The sequence below is a fragment of the Ruegeria sp. AP11 genome, from assembly GCF_056535865.1.
Window position 1 is genome coordinate 3527436 of the sequence record NZ_JBQFJB010000001.1, and the last position, 17795, is coordinate 3545230.

General features: G+C 61.9%; 17 protein-coding genes and 2 pseudogenes. 9 read left to right on the forward strand and 10 right to left on the reverse strand.

The annotated features are described in order from the left end of the window. Window positions 1-16: 16 nt before the first annotated feature. Both ACR3E4_RS17630 and ACR3E4_RS17635 read right to left on the reverse strand, forming a co-directional pair. A complete protein-coding gene (locus ACR3E4_RS17630; protein WP_480532028.1) occupies window positions 17-475 on the reverse strand; it encodes a DNA polymerase III subunit chi in 459 nt (152 codons plus the stop codon). 4 nt (window positions 476-479) lie between these two features. Next, complete coding sequence (locus ACR3E4_RS17635; protein ID WP_480532026.1) at window positions 480-1958, reverse strand: leucyl aminopeptidase; 1479 nt, start codon at window positions 1956-1958, stop codon at window positions 480-482. Window positions 1959-2177: 219 nt separating this feature from the next. Between ACR3E4_RS17635 and lptG the strand changes: the two genes are divergently transcribed. From lptG to rsmA, 5 genes are all read left to right on the forward strand, one after another. Further along, window positions 2178-3278 carry an LPS export ABC transporter permease LptG gene (gene lptG / locus ACR3E4_RS17640; RefSeq protein WP_480532024.1) on the forward strand — a complete coding sequence of 367 codons (1101 nt, stop codon included), beginning with the start codon at window positions 2178-2180 and terminating at the stop codon, window positions 3276-3278. Beyond that, the gene (locus ACR3E4_RS17645; protein ID WP_480532022.1) at window positions 3278-5437 is read left to right on the forward strand and encodes an LPS-assembly protein LptD; all 2160 of its coding nucleotides are present in this window, start codon (window positions 3278-3280) and stop codon (window positions 5435-5437) included. Before lptG ends, ACR3E4_RS17645 begins: the two co-directional genes overlap by 1 nt. Next, complete coding sequence (locus ACR3E4_RS17650; RefSeq protein WP_480532020.1) at window positions 5428-6672, forward strand: peptidylprolyl isomerase; 1245 nt, start codon at window positions 5428-5430, stop codon at window positions 6670-6672. The genes ACR3E4_RS17645 and ACR3E4_RS17650 overlap by 10 nt, the downstream gene beginning before the upstream one ends. After that, on the forward strand, window positions 6669-7634 hold the full coding sequence (pdxA, locus tag ACR3E4_RS17655) for a 4-hydroxythreonine-4-phosphate dehydrogenase PdxA (RefSeq protein ID WP_480532018.1): 966 nt from the start codon (window positions 6669-6671) through the stop codon (window positions 7632-7634). Before ACR3E4_RS17650 ends, pdxA begins: the two co-directional genes overlap by 4 nt. A gap of 81 nt (window positions 7635-7715) precedes the next feature. Then, on the forward strand, window positions 7716-8558 hold the full coding sequence (gene rsmA / locus ACR3E4_RS17660) for a 16S rRNA (adenine(1518)-N(6)/adenine(1519)-N(6))-dimethyltransferase RsmA (RefSeq protein WP_480532016.1): 843 nt from the start codon (window positions 7716-7718) through the stop codon (window positions 8556-8558). Window positions 8559-8616: 58 nt separating this feature from the next. Here the strand turns inward: rsmA and ACR3E4_RS17665 are convergent, their stop codons facing one another. The 3 genes and pseudogenes from ACR3E4_RS17665 to prfA all read right to left on the reverse strand — a co-directional run bounded on the left by ACR3E4_RS17665 (window position 8617) and on the right by prfA (window position 11327). Then, window positions 8617-9189: a DUF4167 domain-containing protein gene (locus ACR3E4_RS17665; protein ID WP_480532014.1), complete on the reverse strand. Its 573-nt coding sequence runs from the start codon at window positions 9187-9189 to the stop codon at window positions 8617-8619. Between the two features lie 241 nt (window positions 9190-9430). After that, window positions 9431-10275, reverse strand: a pseudogene (prmC, locus tag ACR3E4_RS17670) (peptide chain release factor N(5)-glutamine methyltransferase). Continuing rightward, window positions 10272-11327 (reverse strand): peptide chain release factor 1, encoded by a 1056-nt coding sequence (gene prfA, locus ACR3E4_RS17675; protein ID WP_480532354.1) that lies wholly within the window; start codon window positions 11325-11327, stop codon window positions 10272-10274. Before prfA ends, prmC begins: the two are co-directional and overlap by 4 nt. A 62-nt stretch (window positions 11328-11389) precedes the next feature. Here prfA and ACR3E4_RS17680 point away from each other — a divergent pair, with 62 nt between their 5' ends. Further along, entirely contained in the window at window positions 11390-11692 is a 303-nt protein-coding gene (locus ACR3E4_RS17680) for a hypothetical protein (protein WP_480532010.1), read from the forward strand. Here ACR3E4_RS17680 and ACR3E4_RS17685 read toward each other — a convergent pair. The 4 genes and pseudogenes from ACR3E4_RS17685 to ACR3E4_RS17700 all read right to left on the reverse strand — a co-directional run bounded on the left by ACR3E4_RS17685 (window position 11618) and on the right by ACR3E4_RS17700 (window position 15224). Beyond that, window positions 11618-11857: a DUF1499 domain-containing protein gene (locus ACR3E4_RS17685; RefSeq protein ID WP_480567111.1), complete on the reverse strand. Its 240-nt coding sequence runs from the start codon at window positions 11855-11857 to the stop codon at window positions 11618-11620. The two genes, ACR3E4_RS17680 and ACR3E4_RS17685, sit on opposite strands and share 75 nt — an antisense overlap. 216 nt (window positions 11858-12073) lie before the next feature. After that, window positions 12074-13021, reverse strand: a complete 948-nt coding sequence (gene speB, locus ACR3E4_RS17690) for an agmatinase (protein ID WP_480532006.1) — start codon at window positions 13019-13021, stop codon at window positions 12074-12076. A gap of 59 nt (window positions 13022-13080) precedes the next feature. After that, window positions 13081-14049 carry an agmatinase gene (gene speB / locus ACR3E4_RS17695; protein WP_480532004.1) on the reverse strand — a complete coding sequence of 323 codons (969 nt, stop codon included), beginning with the start codon at window positions 14047-14049 and terminating at the stop codon, window positions 13081-13083. A gap of 12 nt (window positions 14050-14061) precedes the next feature. Beyond that, window positions 14062-15224: pseudogene (locus ACR3E4_RS17700) on the reverse strand (M20 aminoacylase family protein). Between the two features lie 66 nt (window positions 15225-15290). Between ACR3E4_RS17700 and mazG the strand changes: the two are divergent. The 3 genes from mazG (at window position 15291) to ACR3E4_RS17715 (ending at window position 17596) form a co-directional block, all read left to right on the forward strand. Continuing rightward, window positions 15291-16148 carry a nucleoside triphosphate pyrophosphohydrolase gene (mazG, locus tag ACR3E4_RS17705; protein ID WP_480532352.1) on the forward strand — a complete coding sequence of 286 codons (858 nt, stop codon included), beginning with the start codon at window positions 15291-15293 and terminating at the stop codon, window positions 16146-16148. Between the two features lie 63 nt (window positions 16149-16211). Then, the gene (locus ACR3E4_RS17710; protein WP_480532000.1) at window positions 16212-17150 is read left to right on the forward strand and encodes a nucleoside hydrolase; all 939 of its coding nucleotides are present in this window, start codon (window positions 16212-16214) and stop codon (window positions 17148-17150) included. Further along, window positions 17147-17596 (forward strand): GNAT family N-acetyltransferase, encoded by a 450-nt coding sequence (locus tag ACR3E4_RS17715; RefSeq protein ID WP_480531998.1) that lies wholly within the window; start codon window positions 17147-17149, stop codon window positions 17594-17596. Before ACR3E4_RS17710 ends, ACR3E4_RS17715 begins: the two co-directional genes overlap by 4 nt. On the opposite strand, the gene ACR3E4_RS17720 is transcribed toward ACR3E4_RS17715, so the two are convergent. Beyond that, entirely contained in the window at window positions 17593-17760 is a 168-nt protein-coding gene (locus ACR3E4_RS17720; protein ID WP_480531996.1) for a hypothetical protein, read from the reverse strand. The two genes, ACR3E4_RS17715 and ACR3E4_RS17720, sit on opposite strands and share 4 nt — an antisense overlap. Window positions 17761-17795 lie beyond the last annotated feature (35 nt).

Genomic DNA, 17795 nt, shown 5'->3' on the forward strand with positions numbered 1-17795 from the left:
GAATAAATGCAGCCGATCAAGCCTCGGCTTTCTTCTCCCAACGTCCTGATTCCTCAGACCAATATTGCGCCGTGCACCCGGCACCAGTCAGCGTCTTCCACTGACCGCGCGCGCGCTGCACCGCTTCCGGATCGGTCCCGTCAAACAGGATACAAACCCGCTCCAGCGCCTGCACCTCGTCGACCTCGACAGCAGCGCCATCCACCGCCATGACGCAGGTCGCGCCGTTGACGGCATCCGGTCCGGTGGTCAGCAAAATGGGCTGTGCCGCATCATGCGGCCCACCGGCGCGGCCATGCGGCAGGAATCCCTCCTCAGACCCCAGCCACAATCTTTCATCCAGCCAGTCCATCCGCGCAGGATCAACACCCCGCACGGCAATCCGCCACCCGGCCTGCCGTGCCTTGTCCAGCAGCACTGGCAAAGTGTGCTCCAGCGGCTGACGGGTCAGGTGATAGAAATAGACGGCCCCCACGGGATCACTCTTCCGCGGTTTCGAAATTGTCCTGCACGAACCGGCTCAGCGCGCGCACGCCCCAGCCGGTGGCCCCTTTGGGTGCATAGGACGTCTCGGCCGAGACCGAGGCCACACCAGCGATATCCAGGTGAATCCACGGCGTCTCTTCCTTGACGAAGCGCTGCAGGAACTGGGCTGCGGTGATCGACCCTGCTGCACGCCCGCCCACATTCTTCATATCGGCGATGCGCGATTTCAGCAGTTCGTCATATTTCGCACCCAGAGGCATCCGCCACGCGCCCTCATCCTCGGCCTTGGCCGATTTCAGGAAGGCATCGCAGAACGTGTCATTGTTCGAGAACACCCCGGCATTCTCATGCCCCAGACCAACAACAATTGCCCCGGTCAGGGTGGCCAGATCGATCATGCCGACCGGATTGAACCGATCCTGCGCGTACCACATGACGTCGCACAGAACCAAACGGCCCTCGGCATCGGTGTTGATGATCTCAACCGTGTCGCCCTTCATCGACTTCACTACATCGCCCGGGCGGGTGGCGTTGCCGGATGGCATATTCTCGACCAGCCCGACCAGACCCACGACATTGGCCTTGGCCTTGCGCTTGGCCAGCGCCCGCATGGTGCCCGCGACCACACCGGCGCCGCCCATATCCATGGTCATGTCTTCCATACCGCCCGCAGGCTTCAACGAAATCCCCCCGGTGTCGAACACCACGCCCTTGCCGACCAGCGCCAGCGGCGCGTCGTCCTTGTCTCCGCCGTTCCAGTGCATCACCACCACTTTTGAGGGGCTCTCGGACCCCTGCCCGACGCTTAGCAGCGTGCGCATACCCAGCTCGGCCAGCTTGCCCTCGTCCAGAACCTCGACCTTCAGGCCCAGCGATTCCATCTCGGCCAGACGGCTGGCGAATTCGGTGGTGGTCAGGACATTCGCAGGTTCATTGGTCAGATCACGGGTCATGCGAACGCCATCGGCCACCGCATAAAGCGGCGCAAAGGCCGCCCCGGCCTCATCCGGTTTTGCATGGGCGATCACAATCGCGCCGGCGGGATCAGCCTCTTTGGTCTTGTGTACGTCGAAATCATAGGCCCGCAGCGCCATGCCCAAGGCCAGATCCTCGATGCGCAGCTGATTGGCCGCCATCACCAGAACCGGCTTGCCTGCGGCCAGCTTCGCCAGCTTGGCCCCGGCCTTGCGCGCCTCATCACTGTCGGCGCGGCGCGGCAGCACCAGCACGTCCAACGCAATCGCCTCCATCCCCGCAGGCCATGCCATAGGGATTACATCGCCGGTCTTGGCCTTTCCGAACCGTTCGCTTTCGACCAGGCGTGCAACGGCCCCCTTGGTCAGGCGGTTGGCACGGCGGGCGGCGGGGTTCATCTTGCCATCATCGGGGATGATGATCGCGACGCGGCCCTTGGCGGTGGCCATGGCATCCAGATCAACAGCGGTAAAACGGACGGGGACCAGACTGCTCATATCATTCTCCTGAAAAATGCGTTGCCCAAGACCTAGCCCGCGCGGTCGCAGTTGACCAGATAGCAGTTTTCCCCGCCCGTCATTTGCATTATGGTTGCGCCAAAATAACGGCAGGCTCGGGGGAGATTACGTGGCATCAATCGGCAGGCATAGGCTGTCGGGCATGGGTCCGGCGCGGTGTGCGAATCTCCAATGCCGGGATCGGGCGGAGATGCCTGCGTGACCCTAGACCGTTATTTTGCCCGGCGTTTCATCCAGAGCTTTCTGGTGATCGGCGGAATTTTTCTGACCCTGATGATCCTGATCGACCTGATCGAACAGGTGCGCCGCTTTGACGGGGTTGGCCTGTCCTTCGGACAGCTTCTGCGGCTGACCCTTCTGAACACACCTTCAGCCATCAGCGAGATGCTGCCCCTGCTGATGATCCTGGCCACAATCGCGCTGTTCGTTGGCCTTGCCCGCAGCTCGGAACTGGTGGTGACGCGCGCCACCGGTCGATCGGGCATCCGGGCGCTGCTGGCCCCGGTGATGCTGGCGCTGGTCATCGGCGCACTGGCGGTTGCACTGCTTAACCCCATCGCCGCGGCCACCTCCGAAGAATACCAGCGCCTGTCGGATGACTTTCGCAACAACGGCAGTTCCGCCCTGTCGATCAGCCGCGACGGGCTGTGGCTGCGGCAAGGTTCGGCCAGCGGGCAATCGGTCATCCATGCGCGCAGTACCGCCAATGGCGACAGATTCGCCCTGCGCAACGTGACGATCACAACCTTCTCGCCCGATGGCAAACCAACCGAACAGATCGCAGCCCGGCGCGCCGAGTTGAAAAACGGACACTGGGCTTTGCAGGATGCCAAGGTCTGGACGCTCGAAGATGACCTCAACCCCGAAACCAACGCGGTCTCCCATGAGGTGCTGAATCTGCCGACCACCCTGACCCGCGACCGTATTCTGGACACGCTGGGGCAGCAGAATTCGGTCTCGGTCTACGACCTGCCGCAGTTGATTCGAGACCTGCAAGAGGCCGGATTCTCGACCAAACAATATGAGGTCTGGCTGCAGGTACAGTTGGCACGTCCGCTGTTTCTGGTCTCGATGGTGCTGATCGGCGCGGCCTTCACCATGCGCCATGTGCGCTTTGGCGGAACCGGTGTGGCGGTGCTGACTGCCGTGCTGCTGGGGTTTGGTATCTATTTCATCCGCAATTTTGCTCAGATTCTCGGGGAAAACGGGCAGTTGCCTATTCTGGTCGCCGCCTGGGCTCCACCTTGCGCCGGGATCATGCTGTCCCTTGGCCTTCTACTTCATGCGGAGGACGGCTGATGCGCGCACTTCTTCCCCTGCTGCTGTCCAGCGCCCTGATCCTGTCGCTGCCCGTTGCGACGACGGCCCAGACCGACGGCACGTCTGGTGCAACCGACGCTGCGGAACAGAACCAGCCTGCGCTGCTGGTGGCCGATCAGATCTTCATCACGCCGGATCGCAAACTGGTCGCCGAAGGCAATGTCGAGGCCTATCAGGGCGATATCAAGCTCAGCGCCCAAAGCGTAACCTATGACCGTGAAACCGGAGAGCTGACGCTGACCGGCCCGATCCGCATCGATCAGGGCGGGCAATCCACGCTGCTGGCCGATTCCGCAGAGCTGGACAGTGGCATTCAGAACGGATTGCTGACCGGCGCGCGGATGGTGTTCGACCAGCAGATACAAATCGCCTCGGTTCAGGCGACGCGGGCGGCGGGACGGTATACGCAGTTCAGCAAGGTCGCCGCGACCTCGTGCCATGTCTGCGCGAACGGCAAACCGCCGCTTTGGCAAATCCGCGCCCGCAAGGTGACCCATGATCAGCTTGAGCGGCAACTGTATTTCGAAGGCGCCCAGTTCCGTGTACTGGACGTGCCGGTCTTCTATCTGCCCTATCTGCGCCTGCCCGATCCGACGCTTGAAAGGGCCACCGGCTTTCTCGTACCGTCAATCCGTACCACCTCGCAACTGGGGACCGGGGTGCAGGTTCCGTATTTCTTCAAGCTGGGCGATCACAAAGACCTGACAGTCACGCCATATGTGTCCTCCAAAACCCGCACCCTTGGCCTGCGCTACCGCCAAGCCTTCAAAAGGGGCCGTATTGAGCTGCGCGGGGCCTTCACCCGCGATGACATCCAGCCCAATCAGGACCGCGGCTATTTCTTCGCCGATGGCTATTTCAATCTGCGCAACAGCTACCGGCTGACTTTTGATATCAAGACCAGTTCGGACGACGCCTATCTGGCCGATTACGGCCTGCCTGATTTCGACCGGCTGCGCAGCGAGATCGCGCTGGAACGGATCAAACGCGACACCGCGTTCCGCACCAGTTTCATCCATTACAAAACCCTGCGCGACAGCGAAGAGCAGGACGAGATCCCCTCGCGCATCTTCGATATCGACTACCGCAAGCGTTACTTCCCCAAAGCCCTGGGCGGCGAGATCGCGCTGGCCTTCAACGGGCATACACATACCCGTACCAGCGATGCGGATATCATCGGCCGCGACGTGGCCCGCGCCACGGCCGATGCGGAATGGCTGCGCAGCTGGACGCTTCCTGCCGGGTTTCGCGCCGATGCGCGGCTGGGTGCGGCGGTCGATACGTTCAATATCCGCAACGACAGCGATTTTCCAAACGATGTCACCCGCATCACCCCGCGTGCTGCTTTGACACTGCGCTATCCGCTGCAACGGCGGGAACAAACCGGCGCGACCCAGATTCTGGAGCCCATCGTTCAGGTCGGATGGACCGACGTCTCGGACACCGATGTGCCCAATGACGAAAGCACCTTTCAGGAATTCGATCAGGGCAACCTTCTGTCCCTGTCGCGGTTCCCCGCCGTGGACCGCCGGGAAAATGGGACCACGGCTGTCGTCGGTGTGAACTGGGCCCGCTATGCCACCAATGGCTGGCGGGCGCTGGCCACGGTCGGTCAGGTCTTTCGCAGCGATGCCGATCCCGATTTCACTCTGACTTCGGGTCTGCAGGGCACCCAGTCGGACCTGCTGCTGGCCGGTCAACTGGACAACGGCAACGGCCTGACCCTTGCGGGTCGCGGCCTGCTGAACAGCGATTTCAGCTTCACCAAGGCCGAGCTGCGCGCCGCCTGGAGCAAAGGTCAGACATCGCTCAGCGCGGGGTATGTCTGGCTTGAACCCGATCCGGCCGAGCTCAATACAGATGAAATCTCTGAACTCAGGGTTGCAGGACGCTACCGGATCGACCAAAACTGGCGGACGCGCGCGAGCGCGCGGTATGATCTCGCGCAATCCGAACCACTCCGCCTGGGCTTCGGGCTGACCTACAGTAACGAATGTGTACAGGTTAACATGACCGTCAACAGGCGCTTTACATCGACATCAAGTATTGAGCCTTCGACAGAATTCGGCTTTACCGTAGCCCTCACAGGGTATTCCGTCAAAGGCGATGGGAAGAGTTTCAAAAAAAGATGCAGTTGATCTCAGGTTTCACCACAATTCTCCGTTCCGGCTGGCGCGCCGCATCCTTCGCCCTGATCCTTGGGGTCATGACTGCACCACAGGCTTTCAGTCAAAGCCCCTTCTCGCCCGCCATCCGCGTCAATCAGGACATCGTGACCTGGTATGAGCTGCAGCAGCGCCAACAGTTTATGGAACTGCTCGGCATTCCCGGCAGCTCCGAAGAGGAAGTACGGCGCGCCCTGATCGACGACCGCCTGCGCAAACAGGCGATGCGCGAAGCCGGAATTCAGGCCGCGCCCGAGGACGTTCAATCCGGAATCGACACGCTCGCCTCGCGCGGCAATTTCAGCGCTGAAGAATTCCTCCGACTGCTCGGCGACGAGGGGATTTCACGCGAAACCGTGCGCGATTTCGTCGCCGATCAGCTGTCCTGGCGCGATTTTGTCGCTGCGCGCTACCTGTCCCAGGCCCGCCCCACCGAGGATGAGATCAACCGCGCACTCGGTCAGGGCGGCGGCGGTGGCCTACAGGTCCTGATGTCCGAGATCATCATCCCCGTGACCCCGCAAACACAGGCTCAGGCCGAAGCATTGGCCGAGGAAATCGCCCGCCTTCCGGACCAGGACAGCTTTTCGGCTGCCGCAACGCAATACTCTGCGGCTGCAACACGAGAAAATGGCGGTCGTCTCGACTGGCTGTCCCTCAACGATCTGCCGCCCGCTCTGCAACCGGTGATTCTGAGCCTGAAGAACGGTGATATCACCGATCCGTTGACCCTGCCCAACGCAGTCGCCCTGTTCCAGATGCGTGGGATACGCGAAGTTGCCGCCGGCGCACCAAACTATTCCGAAATCGACTATGCCATCTACTACCTCGCTGGTGGCCGCAGCGCCGAAACCCTGGCAGAGGCGGCCAAGCTGAAGGAAGAGATCGATACCTGCGATGATCTCTACGGCCTCGCCAAGGAACAGCCCACCGAGGTACTGGAACGCGTCACCGCCAAGCCTTCGGAAATCCCGCGCGACGTCGCGCTGGAACTGGCCAAACTGGATCCGAACGAAGTCTCGACCACGCTGACCCGCAACAACGGCCAGACACTGATGTTCCTGATGCTGTGCAACCGCACCCGCGATCTGGGCGAGGACACCACCCGCATCGACGTCGCCAACGCGCTGACGCAGCAGCGACTGCAGGCCTTTGCCGACAGCCTTCTGGAACAACTCCGGGCAGACGCCGTTATCGTCGAGCAATGACTGGCCCGATCGCGCTCAGCTGCGGCGACCCTGCCGGTGTCGGCCCCGAGATCGCGGCCAAAGCCTGGGACGCGCTGCGCGACAACTGTCCGTTCTTCTACATCGGCGATGACGCGCACCTGCCCGACGGCACACCCGTTACCCGGATCGCCGACCCTGCCGAAGCTACCGCCGTCAGCGCATCGGCCCTGCCCGTGTTGCAGGTCGATTTCCCGGCCCCCAATCGTCCCGGTCACCCAGACCCGGCCAATGCGCCCTCGGTCATCGATTGCATCGAAAAAGGCGTCACTTGGGTCCAGTCCGGCGCGGCCTCGGCCCTCTGCACGGCGCCGATCAACAAAAAGGCCCTGATCGATGGGGCGGGCTTCGCTTATCCGGGCCATACCGAGTTCCTTGCAGCCCTTGCAGGGCGCAAGCAAGTCGTCATGATGCTCGCCAGCGATCAGCTGAGGGTGGTGCCGGCCACGATCCACATCCCGCTGCGGCAAGTTCCCTCGGCACTCACCCCCGACCTGCTGCGTGACACCATCGAAATCACCGCCAACAGCCTGCGCACCCAATTCGGCCTCCCGCACCCCCGGATCGCCGTCGCGGGCCTCAACCCCCATGCGGGCGAAGGTGGCAAAATGGGCACCGAAGAGATGGATTGGATTGCGCCTCTTCTGGCCGATCTGAATGTCGAAAACACCACTATCACCGGACCCCACCCGGCTGACACGCTGTTTCACGCCGCGGCGCGCGCCAGCTATGACGCGGCCATCTGCATGTATCACGATCAGGCCCTGATCCCGATCAAGACGCTGGATTTCGACAAGGGCGTCAACGTCACGCTGGGCCTGCCCTTCATCCGCACCTCGCCCGATCACGGCACCGCACTGGACATCGCAGGCAAAGGCATCGCCAACCCCACCAGCCTGATCGAAGCCCTGAAACTCGGCCAAACCATGGCGCAAACCCGCTAATGCTTCATCTGGCCATAAATATCCCCGCCGGAGGCAAGAAATCTCTGGCACTCCGGCCTCAACCCACGCAACGGTGAAGCCATGAGCGCCATCGACTCCCTCCCCCCCCTGCGTGAGGTCATTGCAACCCACCAGCTCTCGGCCCGCAAATCGCTGGGCCAGAACTTCCTGCTCGACCTTAACCTGACCGCCAAGATCGCACGCCAGGCCGGGGATCTGACCCAATGCGACGTGCTGGAGATCGGCCCCGGCCCTGGTGGCCTGACCCGAGGACTGCTGTCCGAAGGCGCGCGCAAGGTCGTGGCGGTGGAAAAGGACACCCGCTGCATCGCCGCCCTGAACGACATCGCCGCCGCCTATCCAGGGCGGTTGGAAGTCATCAACGGCGATGCACTGGAAATCGACCCGCTGGCGCATCTGACGCCGCCCATCCGCGTGGCTGCCAATCTGCCCTACAATGTCGGGACCGAGCTTCTGGTCCGCTGGCTCACCCCACCCCAATGGCCGCCCTTCTGGCAAAGCCTGACGCTGATGTTCCAACGCGAAGTGGCCGAGCGCATCGTCGCCCAACCCGGCAGCAAAGCCTATGGCCGCCTCGCCATCCTTGCCCAATGGCGGGCCGAGGCGCGCATCGCCCTGTCACTACCGCCCGGAGCCTTCACACCGCCGCCCAAGGTCTCCAGCGCCGTGGTCCACCTGACCGCCCTGCCTGAACCGCGCTATCCGGCGGACGCCGCCACGCTGTCTCGTGTCGTGGCAGCTGCCTTCAACCAACGCCGCAAGATGCTGCGTGCTTCGCTGAAAGGCGTCGCACCAGATATCGAAGATCGTCTTCTGGCCGCTGGTATCCAGCCCACGGAACGCGCCGAACAGGTTCCGCTGGAAGCCTTCTGCGCGCTGGCCCGCGAAGTCCGAAAAAGCTGACACCATGAAAAAAGCCCCGGGTCGAAACCTCGGGGCTTTGTCTCTTCTGAGGCTGGCTTCACTCCGCCGCTTCAGGCGTATCACCATCAGCCTTGGGCGCAGCCTCTTCTGCCGGTGCAGGCTTCGGCTTACGCGCGCGCGGCTTGCGCGCAGGCTTCTCTTTCTTTTCCGGAGCCTCTGCGCCTTTGTTCTCGGGCGTCTCGACCAAACCGCTCTCGGGTGACGGCTCGGGCTCACCGAAATCCATCACATCGGGCTGCGGCGCTTCTGCAGGATCGGCCTGGCGGGCCGCTTCACGTTCTTGACGCTCGGCGCGCTCGCGGTCACGCTCGGCCTGGCGTTCGCGGTTCTGGCGCTCCTGCTCTTCGCGGCGGGCTTCGATCTCGCGCTGCGCCTCGCTCAGCATGCGCAGATAATGCTCGGCATGCTGTTGAAAGTTCTCGGCGGCCACGCGGTCATTGGACAGCTGCGCGTCGCGCGCCAGCTGGTTGTACTTGTCAATGATCTGTTGCGGCGTACCACGCACCTTGCCCTCGGGACCCGAGCTGTCAAAAACCCGGTTTACGACGTTGCCGCCGGAAGGACGATTGCGGTTGTTCTTGGCCCGCGAACGGGATTTGGAGGATCTCATCTTACTTCACGTCAGCCTTGTCAATTCTCTGTCGATCAACCCGTACCTTACGCTGCTCAGTGGCTTGTGCCGTAACGCGTCATCGACTTTTTTGGGCTTGGCGTCAGGGGCGCGCTGAAACAGCGTCAACCTCTCCGACTAATCCTGAGTAAACATGTCCTGCGCATTCAGACAAGGGCTTTGTCCGATATTTCGCAGCTTTTTTACATCAATCGGCGCATTTCAGCCTCAGATGCACTGCCTATTGCGGCATTCTGGCGCCGACGACACGATCCCGACCGTCCAGATCAGGGATTATGCGCGTTTCCACCAACCCTGCCGCATCGAACAAAGCCGCGACATAATTGCCCTGCGTCGGCCCGATCTCGACCAGCAACCGCCCGCCCGGCATCAGAAAATCCGGCGCCGAGGCAGCAATCCGGCGATACGCGCCCAACCCGTCCCCTTCATCGGTCAGGGCCATGCGCGGCTCATGCTCGCGCACCTCAGGCGACAGATCATCCATTTCCTCAACGGAAATATAGGGCGGATTTGAAACAATGAGGTCAAATTGCCCCTCAATGTTCTCAAACCAATCGGATTGCCGAATCTCCGCCCGCGCCTGCACCTGATGTTGCACCGCATTGGCGCTGGCCTGCAGGCAGGCAGATCGCTCAGATCCACTCCCAGCCCCGAGGCGCTGCTGCGCTCGGCCAGCAATGTGATCAGGATACAGCCCGAGCCCACGCCCAGATCCAGCAGATGGTCAAACGGCTCGCTCAGCGCCGCTTCGATCAACGCCTCCGTCTCGGGACGCGGATCAAGCACATCGCGGCTGACCCGGAACCGGCGACCGTAGAATTCGCGCTCACCCAGCAGATGCGACACCGGTACCCGAATGGCCCGCAACGAGATCAGCTGATCATAGCGCTCCGCGATATCGACAGGCAGTTCTTCGGGCGCAATCAATGTCACCCGGCTGGCTTCGATCCGCGCCGCATGGGCCAGCAAAACCCGCGCATCCCGTGCCGGATCGGGCACGCCCGCCGCGCGCAAACGCGCCGTGGCGGCAACCATCGCCTGCGCCGCTGTCAGTGCCGCAATCATTGCGCCATCTCAGCCAGCAGCCGGGCCTGATCATCCGCGGTCAGCGCGTCGATCACCTCATCCAGGTCGCCCTGCATCACCTGATCCAGCTTATACAGCGTCAGGTTGATTCGGTGATCCGTCATGCGGCCCTGAGGGAAATTATAAGTCCTGATCCGCTCCGACCGGTCGCCCGACCCCACCTGACTGGCGCGATCGGCAGAGCGTTCACTGTCGATCCGCTGCCGTTCCAGATCATAAAGCCGCGTCTTCAGCACCTGCATCGCGATCTCGCGGTTGCGATGCTGGGATTTCTCGGAACTGGTCACCACGATGCCGCTGGGCAGGTGCGTGATCCGCACCGCCGAATCCGTCGTGTTGACGTGCTGCCCCCCTGCGCCCGAGCTGCGCATCGTATCGATCCGAATGTCGTTGGCGTCGATCTGAATGTCCACATCCTCAGCCTCGGGCAGCACCGCCACCGTCGCCGCCGAGGTATGAATCCGCCCACCGCTTTCGGTTTCGGGCACCCGCTGCACCCGATGCACGCCGGATTCGTACTTCATCCGCGCAAAGACGTTGTCGCCCTTGATATGGGCCACCACCTCTTTGATCCCGCCCAGATCCGAGGCCTGTTCCTCGATGATCTCGAACTGCCAGCCCCGCGCCTCAGCGTATCGCTGATACATCCGCAGCAGGTCTCCGGCAAACAAAGCCGCCTCATCCCCGCCGGTGCCGGGCCTGATCTCCAGCATCGCCGGGCGCGCATCGGCGGCGTCCTTGGGCAACAGCGCCAGTTGCAACGCATGCTCGGCCTCGGGGATACGGGCCTGCAGGTCGGGGATTTCCTCTTCGGCCAGCTCTTTCATGTCCGGATCGGCCAGCATCGCCTGCGCCTCGGTCAGATCAGCGGTCAGCTGCCGCCACGCCATGATCTGATCAACCACCGGCTTGAGGTCGGAATACTCTTTGGCCAAGGCCGCAATATCGCCTCCCGAGGCGCCATCGGCCATGGCCGCTTCGAGGTATTGGAATCGCTGGGTGATCTGTTCAAGGCGTTCTTCGGGGATCATCCGCGGGGTGTCTCTCATCCGTGGGCTTTGGTCAAGGCCCTGCCTTGTGCTAGGTTTAAGGTATGAGACGACTGATCCTGGCCCTAACCCTTTGTTCAAGCCCGGCAATGGCGGATTACACCGGCCCCGATGGCAAGGTCCGCGACTGCTATTGCACCGACAAATCCGGCACCCGCGTCGAGTTGGGACAGATGATCTGCCTGCAGGTCGATGGCCGCATGTTCATGGCCCAATGCCAGATGTCGCTGAACGTGCCCATGTGGCGCGAGGTTCAAGAAGGGTGCTTGTCGTCAGGGTTGCAGCAAAGCCAGCCAACCGGCGACCCGGTCCCGATTGACGCCAAAATCCTTTCGGCCAAATCTTGAACGCGCGTAAATGCGCAGCGTATCGCCGTCCTGCTGCACGGTCGTGTAGTCGGGAAAACCGAACACCATTGAACGGGTGACATAGGTTATCATTCCATCTTCGATAGAACCCGCCAGCACCGTGGTGCGCGGCGCCGTGCGGGCTATCTGATCGAGTTGCTCCATCCCCCTCGGAGCAGCCTCTACGATCCGGATTACGCCATTCCTAAGATCTCGGTCCACACCCTCGGGTGCTACATGCCAGCGCGTTGGGTCGGAGGGGCCAGACGGATATAGGCCGCCATCGCAACGCCCAACGCAATCACCAGCCACAGCACCATTTTCATCGGCCCTCCGATCCCTTTGCATATAACCTATCCGCTCCGGGCGTCGCGCTCATCCCTATCGCGACGTCACGCCGGGCAGAATACACAGCATCTCGAACAGCAGATTCGCCGCCGTCAGCGCCGTGTTGCCAGACGGATCATAGGGCGGAGACACCTCGACCAGATCGCAGCCCACCACGTTCATGCCCGCCAGCGCATGGATCAGTTGCAGCGCCTGCGACGTGGTCAGTCCCGCAATCTCGGGCGTGCCGGTGCCGGGCGCATAAGCCGGGTCGAGGCTGTCGATGTCATAGGTGATGTATACGGGATGATCCTCGACCGTCTTGCGGATCAGCGAGCCGATCTCGGTCAGGTTCTGCTGCCACAGCTCCCACGCGGGATACTGGCGAAAGCCCCAGCCCTGCGCCTCGGCGAAGTCGCTGGCCGCATAGCCCGAGCCGCGAATGCCGATCTGGAAGGTCTTGTCAGGAACGATCAGCCCTTCCTCATAGGCGCGGCGGAAGACGGTGCCGTGGGTTTCCTTCTCGCCGAACATCTCGTCATTGACGTCAGCATGGGCATCTACATGGACCAAAGCCACCGGACCATGCCTGGCCGCCATTGCCCGAAGGATCGGCAGAGTGATCGAATGATCCCCACCCATCGCCACCGGGGTCACGCCCTGCGCCAGAATGCCATCATAACTGTCCTTGATGATCTTCAGACTGTCGGCCAGCGAGAAGGTGTTGATCGCCAGATCCCCGATATCTGCGATCTGCAGATGGTCGAACGGCGCTGCGCCATTGGCCATGTTATAGGGCCGGATCATCGCGCTTTCGCTGCGGATCTGCTTGGGGCCAAACCGCGTGCCCGACCGCCACGAGGTGCCGATATCCATCGGAACCCCCAAAACCGCCACATCCAGCCCTTCAAGCGAAGACGCCTGCGGCAGCCGCATGAACGTGTTCGGCCCCGAGAACCGCGCCAGATCGTTGCCGCCAATGGGTTGGTTGTATTGGGTCATGTGATGTCTCCGATCCGATCCCTGACCAAGCAGATACCGGGATTATGCCTAACCAAAGGTTAAGGCTTCACCAGCTTGTTCCACCCCAGCAAACAAATGATCTGCGTCGCTACATGCGCCCCCGCAATCGCCGTCGCGCCCGAGGTATCGTAGGGCGGAGACACCTCGACCACGTCACCGCCCTTGATATTGATCCCGGCAATGTCGCGCAGGATGATCTGCGCCTGGATCGAGGTCAGACCACCCCAGACCGGCGTCCCTGTACCGGGCGCAAAGGCCGGGTCCAGACCGTCGATATCAAAACTCAAGTAAACGGGGCTGTCGCCCAGAATGCCCTTGATCTTCTGCGCCACGGCGGCGGGGCCGGATTCGTAGACCTCGCGCGCGTCGATGATGTTGACGCCCAATGTGTCCTCGTTGGTGGTGCGAATACCCACCTGAACCGAGCGTTTCGGATCGACCAGCCCCGATTTTACCGCCTTGTAGAACATCGTGCCATGGTCCACGCGGGACATGTCGTCATCGGCCCAGGTATCCGTATGCGCATCGAATTGCAGCAACGACATCGGCCCGTATTTCTCGGCATAGGCTTTCAGGATCGGAAAGCTGATATAGTGATCCCCGCCCAACGTGACCGAGGCCACATCCGCCGCCAGAATGGTTCGGATGTGATCGGTCAGTGTATCGGGAAAGGCCGGGATATTGGCATAGTCATAGGCCATATCCCCATAATCCACGATGGCCAGCTCGCTGAGCGCATCAAAAGGCCAGCCATAAGGCGCATCCGGCGATTGCAACGCACTCGCCTCACGGATGGCGCGCGGTCCCAGCCGGGTTCCGGGGCGGTTGGTCACCGCCTGATCGAAGGGCACGCCCGTCACCGCGATATCAACGCCCGCAAGGTCCTTGGTATAGAGCCGCCGCAGAAACGACGTGGCGCCGCCGAATGTGTTCTCATAGGACAGCCCCTTGAGATCGGGGTTGGTGAACGCCTCATCCACCTGGTTCTTTGCGTCTTCCAGTGCCATGTCTTTCCCCTGTCAGCGCAGCGGCTGCGCCGTTTCGACGAGACGCGCGAAAAAGGATGCGCCCACCGGGGCGATCTCGTCGTTAAAGTTGTATTTCGGATGGTGCAGCCCGGCGCCCTCGCCCTGTCCAAGGAACAGATAAGCACCCGGACGCGCCTGCAGCATGTACGAGAAATCCTCAGCCCCCATCTCGCGCCCCGCATTGGCCTTTACACGTTCCGCCCCCGACACATCCCGCGCCACTTCGGCCGCAAAGGCGGCCTTGTCGGCGTCATTGATGGTGGCAGGATAGCCCTCTTGATAGTCCAGCTTTGCCTCAACACCATATGATGCCGCCTGCCCCGCAACGATCTGCTCCATCCGCTCCATCACCATCTTCTGCACTGCCGGATCAAAGGTGCGGACAGTGCCGTTCAGATAAGCCGTATCGGGAATGACATTATTGACCGTCCCGGTGTGTATCTGCGTGACCGACACCACCAGATCATCCAGCGCATAGTGATTGCGGCTGACGATGGTCTGTATCGCCTGCGCCATTCCGCAGGCTGCCATGACAGGGTCCTTGGTCTCATGCGGCATGGCCCCGTGGCCGCCAACACCCTGAATGTGGATCTCGAACGTGTCCACTGCCGCCATCAGAGGCCCCGGCGTAGTCTCGAACACCCCCTCGGGCCGACCCGGCGTGTTATGGATGCCATAGACCTGAGAGATATCGAACCGATCCATGATGCCCTCGTCGACCATCACGCCCGCACCGCCGCCCTCTTCTTCAGCAGGCTGAAAGATCAGCGCCACCCGGCCCGCGAAATTTCGCGTCTCGGCCAGATAACGCGCCGCACCTAACAGCATCGTGGTGTGCCCGTCATGACCGCACGCATGCATCTTGCCGGGGTTCTGCGAGGCATACTCCACCCCGTCTCCTCGGTGATCGGCAGCGCGTCCATGTCGGCGCGCAGGCCGATGGTCGGGCCGTCCCCCTGCCCGTTGATGATCGCCACCATACCGGTCTTGGCGATCCCCTCGTGCAGCTCGTCCACCCCGAATTCGCGTAGACGCTCGGCCACAAAAGCGGCGGTTTCATAGCATTCGAACTCAAGCTCGGGGATCGTGTGCAGGTGCTGGCGCCATGCGGCCATATCGGCGGCGTAATCGGCAATTCGGTTTACGACGGGCATCTGGGGTGGACTCCTGATCGTGACTGCGGGATGGATGCATCTGACACCGGAACGAAAGGGTTCGCAATGGCCGAAAATCCTCTGATCCACGATACGGACGCGGGTATCGAACGCCTGCTAGAGATCATGCGCCGCCTGCGTGACCCGCAATCCGGCTGCCCGTGGGATATCGAACAGGATTTTTCGACGATTGCCCCCTATACGATCGAAGAGGCCTATGAGGTCGCCGATGCCATCGAAAGGCAGGCTTATGACGAGTTGAAGGGAGAGTTGGGCGACCTGCTGTTCCAATCCGTCTTTCACGCGCAAATGGCTGAAGAAGCAGGGCATTTCACCTTTCAGGACGTGGTGCGCACCATGTCCGACAAGATGGTCGACCGCCATCCGCATGTGTTCGGCGACGAATCCCGTGACAAGTCCGCTGAACAACAGACACGCGACTGGGAAACCATCAAGGCCGCCGAACGCGCAGGCAAGGAACAGAAAGGCGCGCTCGACGGTGTTGCGGCCAACCTGCCCGCCCTGCTGCGCGCCCACAAACTGCAGAAACGCGCCGCGCGCGTGGGCTTTGACTGGCCCGATGCCAGCCATGTCCTCGCCAAGATCACCGAAGAGGCTGCCGAACTGGAAGAAGCGCGCGACACTATGGATGCCGACGCACTTGAGGATGAATTCGGCGATCTGCTGTTCGTGATCGTCAACCTCGGCCGTCATCTGGGCATCGAGCCCGAGGCCGCTCTGCGCCGCACCAACGCCAAGTTCACCCGCCGTTTTGAGAAGGTCGAGGCACGCCTTGCCGAACGCGGAAAAACGCCCGCGCAAAGCGATCTGGCCGAGATGGATGCGCTGTGGGATGAGGTGAAAATCGAGGAACACCGCGCCAACGGCAAACTCCCGCCGGTAGATGCCCCGGCGGACGTGTAAATCTGGTAGACAAGTGCCGCGACACTTGCGAGTGTCCGACCTTCATGCCCCCCGGAGACCACCATGCCCCGCAAGATCATCATCGACACCGATCCCGGTCAGGACGACGCCGTTGCCATCCTGCTGGCACTTGCCAGCCCCGAAGAGATCGAGGTTCTGGGCATCACCGCTGTCGCCGGAAACGTGCCGCTGGAACTGACCGCCAAGAACGCCCGTATCGTCTGCGAACTGGCTGGTCACACGCATATTCCAGTCTATGCAGGCTGCGATCGTCCGCTGAACCGCGCGCTGGTGACCGCCGAACACGTGCATGGTAAAACCGGCCTCGACGGTCCCGACCTGCCCGATCCGCAAATGCCACTGGCCGACGGTCACGCGGTCGATTTCATCATCGACACCTTGCGCGCGCATGAGCCCGGCACCGTGACGCTATGCCCGCTGGGGCCGCTGACCAACATCGCGACCGCCTTCCGCAAGGCCCCCGATATCATCGACCGGGTGCAGGAAATCGTCCTGATGGGCGGGGCGTATTTCGAGGTCGGAAACATCACGCCAGCGGCGGAATTCAACATTTACGTCGACCCGGAAGCTGCTGATATCGTGTTTACTTCCGGCATTCATATCGTCGTTATGCCGCTGGACGTGACCCATGACGCGCTGGTTACCAAACAGCGCAACGACGCCTTCCGCGCGCTCAACAGCGAAGTCGGCCATGCGGTCGCCGAGATGACCGATTTCTTCGAACGTTTCGACATGGAAAAATACGGCTCGGAAGGCGCTCCGCTGCACGATCCCTGCGTCACCGCCTATCTGATCCGGCCCGAGCTGTTTAAGGGCCGACATATCAATGTCCAGATCGAAACCGGATCCGAGCTGACGCTTGGCATGACCGTCGCGGATTGGTGGCGCGTCACCAACCATGAACCCAACGCCATGTTCATGGGCGAGATCGACGCTGACGGTTTCTTCACCCTGCTCACAGAAAGACTGGCCCGCCTATGACCGCCGCACTCCGCCTCGCCCGCCCCGACGATCTGGATCGCCTGATGGCGCTGGTTGCGGCGTTTCATTCGGAATCCGGCATCGCGCAGGATGACGAGAAACGCCGCAACGCGCTGGCTCCCTTGCTGGACGGCATACCGCATGGGTGCGTGTATCTTGTCGGGCCGGGCCGGGCGCCACTGGGCTATGTCATTCTGACATTCGGCTGGTCGGTCGAGTTTGGCGGCATGGACGCCTTCGTCGATGAAATCTATATCCGCCCCGCCGTCCGCGGACGCGGCATCGCCACCGAAGTTCTGCACGATCTGCCCAAGGCACTGGCCGAGGCCGGGCTGACCGCGCTGCATCTCGAGGTCGACCGGACCAATGAGACCGCGCAGAAACTCTATCTGCGGTCAGGCTTCAGAGCGCGCGACCGCTATATGTTGATGAGCAAAACGCTCTAGCGCGATTCCCCCCGGAAGATCACCGCCGGATTGTACATCTGTTGCACCGGATCATCCTGCGAGACCTCCATCCCCGTGATCGGATAGGTTCCCGGCTCGGTACATGCCGCAAGAGCCCCTGCGCAAAGTATTGAAATTACAAGAAAGACCTTCGAAGCAGACATCATGTCCCCCTTTCTGCAATACAGATAGGATACCG